The organism is Aestuariirhabdus haliotis (assembly GCF_023509475.1).
In the GTDB taxonomy this organism is placed as follows: Bacteria; Pseudomonadota; Gammaproteobacteria; order Pseudomonadales; family Aestuariirhabdaceae; genus Aestuariirhabdus; species Aestuariirhabdus haliotis.
The window spans coordinates 1-8,162 of the sequence record NZ_JAKSDZ010000075.1 but is presented as its reverse complement, the minus strand read 5'-3'; the positions used below and the strand labels follow the sequence as shown (position 1 = coordinate 8,162).

Genomic DNA, 8,162 nt, shown 5'->3' with positions numbered 1-8,162 from the left:
CGATACATTTCTAGTAGCGTTTTGATGAATCAAAACACCTGCTCAGTAATACATTGAACAGGCAGACTCTCGATAGGTGTTTGGTACAGCCTCCCAAAGGCCAGCCCACCATGAAATTATCGCAAGCAGTGAAGAAAGGTGTTTCTAATAAACAACAGCACTGAGCAAGTACTGTTTTAGGGGCTTTTTGTTTCTTTACAAGGCCCGGTCGTATAGGTGTTAGGTGAGTTACGCAATGTGATAAACCTCTTCCGGAAAGAGCTCGCCATTCTCAGCGCTTTTACGTATTTTGGAAAGAAGCGCTAAAACAACATGTTCTTCCGGACGGTTACTAAAAAGCTTTACATCACCAGCCTTAGCCAAAATTTCATATTCTCGCTCTTGCTCGCCCACAAGGCTCGATGGTTTAACTTTAAATAAACCAACTGCCGACTCGTAAGATAGGTAATCAGGGTAATACTCGTAAGTCGCCCACTCACCATCTATAGAAACGAGTTTTCCTTTGTGATGATACGCTGACATTCTTTACACCTAATGCCCCTATGATGGCTTGTAGAAGATTCGTTGTTTAACTTCATGCGCTATAGCCCCACCTAAAACTTGATGCTGAGCCGCATCTAAGTGAATTCCATCTATTTCACTTGCCGAAGTAACGGTGTTTGAGTCGAAATAGAACACCGAATGTTCTTTAGCCACGACTTCTAGTTCATGAGCCAGGCCAAGGCCTCGTTTCTCTGCGTTTGCAAACTTATTAGCTATAGCACCTTTAGGTTTAATTATTTTGGGCGGAGCCACAACCATAATTTGGGGAACTGGCATATCTGGTTCAATTGGCGCGTTACGTATAGTATTAATTAGCTTGACCATGCCTTGTGCTGACAACCATGCGTTATTGTTATGAGTGCACTGAAAGTCATTTGAGCCGAGCAGGATAATGACAAGCTTTAATGGCGAATGCATTTCAATAGTTTGAGCCAAATGCTCAGAGCCATCGCGACCAGATTTAAAAGGATCTGACCATACTGTTCTGCGGCCATTGAGACAGTTTTCTATTACTCGGACATTTATACCAAGCTCTTTTAGCGTACGGTCAAATACGCCCGGCCACCTTTTGTTATATGGAAAACGTTTACGCGTACTTGGGATTATTCCCCAAGTGAGACTGTCTGAGTAGATTAATATTTCATCCATAACTCTGAGTAATTCCGTCTTCTAATGCCGCCAGAAACTGCCGGAGTGAGATGGCTGCTCTTTTGCGGTTTTTTGCAAAAAAGAAGACAGCTTACGGAGGTCAGATTTTCTGGCCTTGTTAACCATTATGCACCTGTTTCCCAGTAGTATCGAATATATAAGGGACCAATAGCTATTATATAATCTTGCTCGTTCCAGTCATCACACAATGTGATCAATAGTTCGTCACCTATAAGCGTAATTTCATGGTGCTCTAGTAAAAATCCACTTAGACGAGATACATATTGAGCCTTGTTAGCGATTTCACTATTGAAGGTGGAAAGGTCACCCCGATCAATAAATGGGTATGAATCAAAAGTTGATAGATAGAAATCTTCAATTGACTTCCAATGTTTCTCCTCGCTACTCACAATTCTTAGATATTCTTCACTACCTAGTTCATCATCATCCAAACTTATGTATTTCACTCGATCCTCTAAGATGGTTAACAGTTTATTCAAGAGCCTAGGCTTTATATCACTTTGGCTTACTAACACTTAAAACCAAACGATTACCATCGGCGAAATATTCTAATTATCAAAACTTTACCAGACTTCCCTCAATTGCGTCTTCCGTAATAGCAAGCCCTGGCACTTTATCGTCTGGCCCTTATATCCCTGCGTACCTTTAAATTAATCGATAAATATCAACTGGTTAGTAAGCCAGTTTCCCTGATCAGAGGGAAGGGTCTCTTGATCTTGGGGGTTTGATGGCTTTGAGCCTGCCTTGACAAGCCTTCGCTGTGCACTATATCGTTAGGGTTATCTTTACACTGTATAGTTTGTTAAATACTCATTAACTATAAATACAACAAGGTAAAACCATGAGCGATTTTGATGCCATAGTGATTGGCACGGGCAATGCGGGGCTCACGGCCGCGACCACCTTGCAGCGCGGCGGGGTACGCACGTTGCTGCTGGAGCGCCACAATATCCCCGGGGGTTGTGCGACCTCTTTTGTGCGCGGTGAGTTTGAATTTGAAGTGGCCTTGCACCAGCTCAGCGGCATGGGCACCGAAGCGCAGCCTTTCGTGATGCGTAAGGTGTTTAGCGATCTGGGTATTATGGACAAGCTGAGCGTGGTGGATGAGAAAGAGCTCTACCGCATCGTGATGCCAGGGGAGTTTGACGTCACCCTACCCGCCGATTGGGAGGCTCTGAAAACCACATTGTGCGAGCGCTTTCCTGCGGAGGAGAAAAGCCTGCTTGAATACCTGAATCTTTGCGAAGTGTTGGCGTTCGAAAGTTTTATGTCGCTGCCCAATGCATTAAAAAGCGGTGATCAGGCGGTGCTGGAGAAAACCTGCCCCAATTATGTCAAATACGGTTTGCGTTCGGCCAAGGACGTACTGGACGAATTCTTTGATGATGCGGATCTGAAATCGGTACTGGCGGCCTACTGGTGTTATCTGGGCATGCCGCCAAAGGATATTCCCTTCTCCGATCTGTCCTTGATGCTGTACGCCTACGCGGCGTTTAAACCCTGTCATATCAAGGGAGGTTCCCAGGCCATTTCCAGCGCCATGCTGGAGTCGTTTCTGGAAGCGGGCGGAGAAGTACGCTTTAACTGCGGCGCGGAAAAAATCATCACCGAAGCGGGCAAGGTGGCTGCGGTCGTGACCGAAGCGGGAGAGCGTTTCTCCTGTAAAGCGGTGATCTCCAATACCAGTCCGATTCACACCTTTAATGAACTGCTGGACATTCCGACGCCAGAGCAGGCAGCGCAGGATATGAAGTCGCGTCGTCTGGGTACTTCGGCGTTTGTGCTTTATTTAGGGCTCGATTGCAGCCCGGAAGATATCGGTGTCACGGCGGCCTCCAGTTTTATCATCGATGATCGCAATGAGGAGGTGGCCTTTGACACCATGCAGGGTATCTCCGATCCGACGCACACCATGTTGACCTGCTATAACCATGAAGATCCCAGTTTTGCCCCCGAAGGCAAAACCGTATTGTCGCTGCTGTGTTTGCAATACGGTCAACCCTGGCAGGAGCTGCCTCCCGAGCAGTATGCCGAGACCAAGTACGCCTTTGCCGATAAGCTGATCGACCATGCCGAGCGTATTTTCCCCAACATTCGCGCCAACATTGAAGAGGTCGAAGTGGGTACGCCGCTGACCATGATGCGTTACCTGAACACGCCGGGTGGCGCGATTTACGGTTTCGAACAAAACACCCAGGATTCCGCGATGTTCCGAGAACGCATCGATGCGATTGGTGGTCTCTATATGGCCGGTTGCTGGAACGGCATGGGTGGCTTCCAGCCCACCTACATGGCCGGCGCAAGTACGGCCAAGGCTGCGATCAAACATCTACAAGCTCAGCAACAGGAGGTGTCCCATGCCTGATTCGAACAATATACTGCACGCCGTCAAGGGTTATCAGGAGGCGCTGGATCAACAGCAGGAGCTGCTGAAAACCGGTACCGATTTTAATGAGCAAAAAGGTGTCGTAGCGAACACGATTGCGACCTTGCACCCCAAGCGTTTGCTGTTGAAGGTGGTTGAAATTATTGAAGATACGCCGTCGACCAAAACCCTGCGCTTTGCTTGCGAACAGGGTCCGTTGCCGCCTTTTCAGGCGGGGCAGTATATTAATTTGTTTGTGAATATTGCCGGAGTGGAAACCGCTCGTCCGTACGCTATTTCATCGGCACCCCTGGTGCGTGATCATTACGACCTGACGGTCAAACGTGTCGAAGGCGGTTATGTCTCACATTATCTGCTGGACGAGGTGAAGGTCGGTGACTATATGCAAAGTACCGGCCCCATGGGGACCTTTTACCATAACCCGATTCACCATGGTGAAGACCTGGTGTTTCTGGCCGGCGGTTCCGGTATTGCGCCGGCGATGAGTATGATTCGCTCCTTTGACGAACGAAATATGCCCAACAAATTTCATCTGGTGTATGCCTCCAGCTATGAAAACGATGTGATCTTTCGCGAAGAACTGCAAGAGCTTAACCAGCGTTGTGATTTCCTGACGGTAACGGAAGTGATTTCGCGTCCTACAGAAAGCTATCAGGGTTTAACGGGGCATTTGACCGCTGACTTTTTGTCGAACCTGCTCAAGCTGAATGAAGCTTCAGTGAACAACAAAATGTTTTATATCTGTGGCCCAACCAGCTTCCATGATTTTTGTGCCGAGCAGCTGGAAACGTTAAAGGTGAAACCGCGCCGGGTTCGTATTGAATGCAATGGCCCGCCGAAACATCCGGAAACCTTGGCGGGCTGGCCCGAAGGGTTGATTGCCAGCGATCAGGTCAGGGTCACGATTCGTAACCAGGGCAGTTTTATGGCTCGGGTCGATGAGCCGCTGCTGAACAGCATGGAACGTAACGGTTACACCACCGAGAATGCGTGCCGTTCGGGTGAGTGCAGTCTGTGCCGGGTGAAGGTGATGAGTGGCAGCGTATTCAATCCGGATGAAGCCAAATTGCGCAGCACCGATGCCGACTATGGCTGGTGTCATTCCTGCGTGGCGTTTCCTACTTCCGACGTGGAGATTATGATTTAAAAATTCCCGACTGGGGGGCGGCCGCGGCCAGAAATTGTTTGATACTGATATTGCCGGGCACCTTGATATGCCCTTCGATAATCAGCGCGGCCATACCATGCACCATCGACCAGGCACCTAATGCCTGGGCTTTTTCTTCGGCCTCATTATTGCTGCCCAGGGCAAAGGCGGCCCGCAGCAATGTAAAGGGTCGCATGGTGCGAGGGGTAAGAGTTTCCGTCGTACCATCGCGGGTCGATTTGATTTTTCGCCCGGTAGTTTCAACCTGCCCCAGCATCAATCGATAGAGTTGGGGGTTGTGAATAGCAAACTCAAGATAGGTGGCGCCGTAGGTGAGAATTAACTCGGCGGCATTTTTCTTCTGGTTTTTATCCAGGTGACTGACGTTGGCTTCCATCGCGTCAGCCATCTGATTAAAACCATCCTCGGCAACGCTCTGCAGCAGCTCTTTTTTGTTCTTGAAGTGGGAGTAGGGGGCCATATGGGAAACCCCGACTTCCGCCGCAATCGCGCGCAACGATAAGCTGTCGGCACCGTCGCGATGCAGGATCTGGTTGGCGGCCTCGAGCAGAGAGGTTTTTAAATCGCCATGGTGGTAGCGTTCGTGGGGTTTGCTCATTCGCGGTAGGTCTGTGTCAGGAAAAATTGGCCATAATCGACTAAAACTGCAGTAAAGGGTCAAAACTGAAGTGCCGAATGACTCCGTTGATAAGCCCCGAGTATATAGAACCGATAGCACTATAGCATCAGCGATGCGCCGGGTTTGCGTAATCGTTTGACGATTAGTTATCCCGACTGATCTTCACCGGTTATGGCAAACAATCATACTGATGAATGGTGTTGTTGTTGGCGCGCGGTAACGGGTTCAATGGACAGTCAGATGTCAGATTACAGCCCAGGAAAAAAGCCATGAGTATGTTTGAAGGAAAGACCGCCGTAATCACGGGCGGCGCAGAAGGTATCGGTTTCAGTATCGCCCAGGCGATGGCGAAGCAGGGTATGAACATTGTGATTGCCGATATAGACCCGCAGCAGTTGGTGCAGGCGGAAAACCGCTTGCGTGAATCGGGCGCTAAGGTTCTGTCTGTCACGATGGATGTCGCAGATCTCGAGCAATGGTCGGGGCTGGCCGAACAAACCATCGAGCGTTTTGGCAAGGTTCATATGCTGGTCAATAACGCGGGTGTAGGCGGCAGTGCCGGCCCGATTGAGCAGACCGACAACAAGGATTGGAGCTGGGTGCTGGATGTGAACCTGATGGGGGTTGTCTATGGCACGCAAACCATGGTGCCCTTGATGAAACAGCACGGCGAAGGCGGCTGGTTGATCAATGTGGCGTCTATGGCGGGCATGATCGGTGTACCCATGGCGGGAGCCTACACGGCCACCAAGGTGGCGGTCGTGGGTATGTCGGAAAGCTGGTACGCCGAACTGCAACCACACAATATCCAGGTGTCGGTGCTCTGTCCGGCGTTTGTCAAAACCCGTATCAACCTGTCGACCCGCAACAAGCAGGGACAGTATAAGGGCGATGCCGATCAGCATGAATCATCGGCGGCGGGCAAGGCAATGGCGGCCCATATGCAGCAGGTGATCGATAAGGGTCTGGCCCCTGAAATTGTCGGGGAGCGCGTAGTAGAAGCCGTAAAAGGCAAGGAGCTTTATATCTTCACCCATCCCAATTACCGTGTGGTGGTACAGAATCGTTTCAAGGCGATCGATGCGGCTTTCGAGCGGGCCGCCGCGAGTCCCTTGCTGGCCGATGTGCTCGATGAAGAGATTGTCAGTTTTTCATAATAAATCTAAAAAAGGTCCGCTGTTTTTTTACGTGGACCCCTCTAACCCGACGGGAGTTCAGCTATGTCCAGTGATCGCGAATTAGGCATTATTGTATACGGTGCGACCGGTTATACCGGTCGTCTGGTGTGCGAGTATTTAAACAAGCAATACGGTGTCAATGGTGACGTCAAGTGGGCCATGGCTGGTCGCAGCGAAGAGAAACTAATCAGCGTACGGGATGAGATGGGTATTCCCGAGGGTGTTCCCCTGGTGGTGGCTGACTCCAGTGATCTGGCTTCCATTCAATCGATGGCCGAACGCACCCAGGTGCTACTGACCACCGTCGGTCCTTATCAGCTGTATGGTTCTGATGTTGTTGGGGCCTGCGTCAAGGCGGGTACTGATTATGTTGACCTTTGTGGCGAACCCGCCTGGATGCACGAGATGATCGGCACCTACGGCGAGGCCGCGAAAGCCAGTGGTGCTCGTATCGTGTTTTCCTGTGGTTTCGATTCGGTGCCCTTCGATCTGGGTGTCTACTTCTTGCAACAGAATGCCAAGGCCAAGCTGGGCAGCAGCGTCTCCCGGATTAAGGGCCGAGTGCGCGCCATGAAGGGCACCTTCTCCGGCGGTACCCTGGCCAGCTTCAGGGCGACCATGGCGGCAGCGGCGAAGAAGCCCGAACTCCTCGAAGTGCTGATGAACCCCTTCGCCTTAACCGAGGGTAAGGCTGGTCCTGAACAGCCTTCCGGGATGGCTCCCGTGTATGACGATGATCTGGGAAGCTGGTCTGCGCCTTTTGTGATGGCAACGATCAATACCAAGAATATTCATCGCTCGAACCTGTTGCTGGGGCATGAATATGGTGAAGGCTTTGTCTATGACGAGATGATGTTGACCGGTCCGGGTGACAAGGGCGAGGCGATGGCCAAGGCCGTGGCCGAAGACAAGTCGATGGCCAATGATCCCCGTAAGCCCGGTGAAGGCCCTACCAAGGAAGAGCGTGAAACCGGTTTTTACGATGTCTTGTTTGCCGGCAGTAACGATAAAGGTGAGTCAATGTCGGTGAGCGTTCAGGGTGACAAGGACCCAGGATACGGTTCCACTTCCAAGATGATTGCGGAGAGTACCGTGTGCCTGCTGAAAAACCTGGATGCGGCTGAAGGGGGCATCTGGACGCCAGCCTCGGCTATGGGGTCATTATTGATTGATCGCTTACAGGCCAATGCGGGATTAACTTTTAAAGTCGAAGCCTGATCCGGTCTTTTTGTTCTGACGAAGGTGTTCCGGGCACCTTCGTCTATGCTTCATAGGTTTGTTATTCAGGGTTAATAAAATACTGTTGATTTATACAGTATATTGTTGTTGTATATCTGGGGCACTTCTGATTAATTCAGATAGATCTCCGCGGATCCTAAAAATGGTTTTTACCAAGGCGAAGCTCGCCGTTCATGTCGAGACCTGGGCAAGGGCTTCAACACCGAGAAAAACCTTTTTCAGGGCCGCCCTACGGGGCTTTCGGGCGAATCCAGCCTCTTTGTTGCGCCTTTTTGAAAGGTCTGGACCTTACTGCAAAGACGTGCCGCGATTCTGGATTCGCCTGAAAGCCAGAGTTCATCTGAATTAATCAGAGGTGCC

The 8,162-nt window shown here is 50.4% G+C and carries 8 protein-coding genes; 4 read left to right on the top strand and 4 right to left on the bottom strand.

All coding sequences use genetic code 11. The features are described 5' to 3' along the window. Positions 1-228: 228 nt before the first annotated feature. From MIB40_RS19040 to MIB40_RS19030, 3 genes are all read right to left on the bottom strand, one after another. The gene (locus MIB40_RS19040; protein WP_249697091.1) at positions 229-522 is read right to left on the bottom strand and encodes a hypothetical protein; all 294 of its coding nucleotides are present in this window, start codon (positions 520-522) and stop codon (positions 229-231) included. Positions 523-540: 18 nt separating this feature from the next. Beyond that, positions 541-1,191 (bottom strand): SGNH/GDSL hydrolase family protein, encoded by a 651-nt coding sequence (locus MIB40_RS19035; protein WP_249697090.1) that lies wholly within the window; start codon positions 1,189-1,191, stop codon positions 541-543. Between the two features lie 125 nt (positions 1,192-1,316). Then, positions 1,317-1,658 carry a hypothetical protein gene (locus tag MIB40_RS19030; RefSeq protein WP_249697089.1) on the bottom strand — a complete coding sequence of 114 codons (342 nt, stop codon included), beginning with the start codon at positions 1,656-1,658 and terminating at the stop codon, positions 1,317-1,319. A 395-nt stretch (positions 1,659-2,053) separates the two neighbouring features. Here MIB40_RS19030 and MIB40_RS19025 point away from each other — a divergent pair, with 395 nt between their 5' ends. Further along, positions 2,054-3,577 carry a phytoene desaturase family protein gene (locus MIB40_RS19025; protein ID WP_249697088.1) on the top strand — a complete coding sequence of 508 codons (1,524 nt, stop codon included), beginning with the start codon at positions 2,054-2,056 and terminating at the stop codon, positions 3,575-3,577. Beyond that, a complete protein-coding gene (locus tag MIB40_RS19020) occupies positions 3,570-4,745 on the top strand; it encodes an FAD-binding oxidoreductase (protein WP_249697087.1) in 1,176 nt (391 codons plus the stop codon). Before MIB40_RS19025 ends, MIB40_RS19020 begins: the two co-directional genes overlap by 8 nt. Here the strand turns inward: MIB40_RS19020 and MIB40_RS19015 are convergent. Beyond that, positions 4,735-5,364 carry a TetR/AcrR family transcriptional regulator gene (locus MIB40_RS19015; RefSeq protein ID WP_249697086.1) on the bottom strand — a complete coding sequence of 210 codons (630 nt, stop codon included), beginning with the start codon at positions 5,362-5,364 and terminating at the stop codon, positions 4,735-4,737. The two genes, MIB40_RS19020 and MIB40_RS19015, sit on opposite strands and share 11 nt — an antisense overlap. 290 nt (positions 5,365-5,654) lie before the next feature. Here MIB40_RS19015 and MIB40_RS19010 point away from each other — a divergent pair, with 290 nt between their 5' ends. Both MIB40_RS19010 and MIB40_RS19005 read left to right on the top strand, forming a co-directional pair. After that, complete coding sequence (locus MIB40_RS19010; protein ID WP_249697085.1) at positions 5,655-6,542, top strand: SDR family NAD(P)-dependent oxidoreductase; 888 nt, start codon at positions 5,655-5,657, stop codon at positions 6,540-6,542. Between the two features lie 63 nt (positions 6,543-6,605). Beyond that, positions 6,606-7,781 carry a saccharopine dehydrogenase family protein gene (locus tag MIB40_RS19005; protein WP_249697084.1) on the top strand — a complete coding sequence of 392 codons (1,176 nt, stop codon included), beginning with the start codon at positions 6,606-6,608 and terminating at the stop codon, positions 7,779-7,781. Positions 7,782-8,162 lie beyond the last annotated feature (381 nt).